The 1,347-nt window shown below is 68.4% G+C and carries 2 protein-coding genes; both read left to right on the top strand.

The genetic code is table 11. From position 1 onward, the window contains the following. A partial coding sequence (locus H926_RS34620; protein ID WP_237741012.1) for a sensor histidine kinase KdpD occupies nt 1–548 on the top strand: 548 nt, incomplete at its 5' end. 211 nt (nt 549–759) lie between these two features. Beyond that, nucleotides 760–1,347, top strand: a 588-nt coding sequence (locus H926_RS26775; RefSeq protein WP_237741013.1) for a phosphatase PAP2 family protein, incomplete at its 3' end; no start/stop codon positions are given.

Genomic DNA, 1,347 nt, shown 5'->3' on the forward strand with positions numbered 1-1,347 from the left:
ATGCACTGGTCGAGCGGGCAGAGCGCGAGTGCGCCTCGGTCATCGCCATCTTCGACGCGCTGCTGCGCCTGGCCGAACTGGAATCCGGGCGCCATCCCACTGCCGTCGCCCCGCTCGACCTGGGTGCCTTGGTGGCCGACGTGGCCGAAACGATGGAGCCGGTGCTGGCCGACCACGGCGGCGCGCTGCGCCTGGGCCGGGTGGACTCATCGGTGGTGCGGGCCGATGCCGGGCTGGTCAACCAATTGCTGGTCAACCTGCTTGAAAACGTGGCGACGCACACGCCGCCGGGCACCACGGCCACCTTGCGGGTGGAGCAGCGCGCGGAAGGCGCGATGGTGATCCTGGCCGACGATGGCCCGGGCCTGCCCCCGGCGGATCGCAGCCGCGTGGTGCGCCCGTTCGAACGCGGCCCGGAAACCGCCGGTCGGCGCGGCAGCGGGTTGGGCCTGTCGATCGCCCAAGCGATCGTGCGCTTTCACGGCGGCACGCTGGCCCTTGCCGACAATGCGCCGGGGCTGGAAGTGCGGATGATGTTTCCGGGGTGATTTTGAGGCTTGGGTGCCAGGCTGCACACCACCCCCAAAACATTCTCAATTTGCAATGTTGCGGGCAAATCATGCCAGGTGCGGAACTTGTCGCACAAATGTCATGGACGGTGCCTAGCGGGTCGGCAGGCGCAACGGGAATGGCCCGGCGCCCATGGGGTTTCACACGATGCGATTCTTCCGGTCTGCGGCCGCGCTGGCGGCTGTCTGCATGGTCGTGCCTGCGGCCCACGCGGCCGATCATGCCGATCCTGCGCCGCGCTGGCTTTCGGCCATCACGTTTGCGCCCGACCATGCCTTTGTCCCGCCGCCCGCGCCCGGGTCGCTGGAGGAAAAGCTCGATCTCGATCGCCTGCGCGCGCTGATCGCGGCGTCTTCGCCCGCGCGGATCACCCAGGCCGATTGGGATGGCGAGCACAAGGAGCCGGCGATCTTTGACAAGGCGCTGGGCAAGGACATTGCCACGCTGCCCCATACTTTGGCGTTGGCCAACCTGGTGCAGGACGAAGTGGAGCGCGTGGTCGCCGCCGCCAAGCATCATTTCCGCCGTGCTCGCCCGTTCATGGTCGATCCCGCATTGCCGCATTGCGGCAAGGGCGAACAGGCGCTCAAGGCCTATCCCAGCGGGCATTCCGCCTTTGCCTGGTCGGTCGCCTGGACCCTGGCGCAGCTCGCGCCCGACCGCGCTGCCGCACTGATGGCCAAGGCGCAGGATTACACGCTGAGCCGCGAGATCTGCGGCGTGCACTTTGCCACCGACGTAGAGGCCGCCCACGGCATGGCGACCGCCGCTGCCCAG

It is taken from the genome of Novosphingobium sp. B-7, assembly GCF_000410615.1.
In the GTDB taxonomy this organism is placed as follows: Bacteria; Pseudomonadota; Alphaproteobacteria; order Sphingomonadales; family Sphingomonadaceae; genus Novosphingobium; species Novosphingobium capsulatum.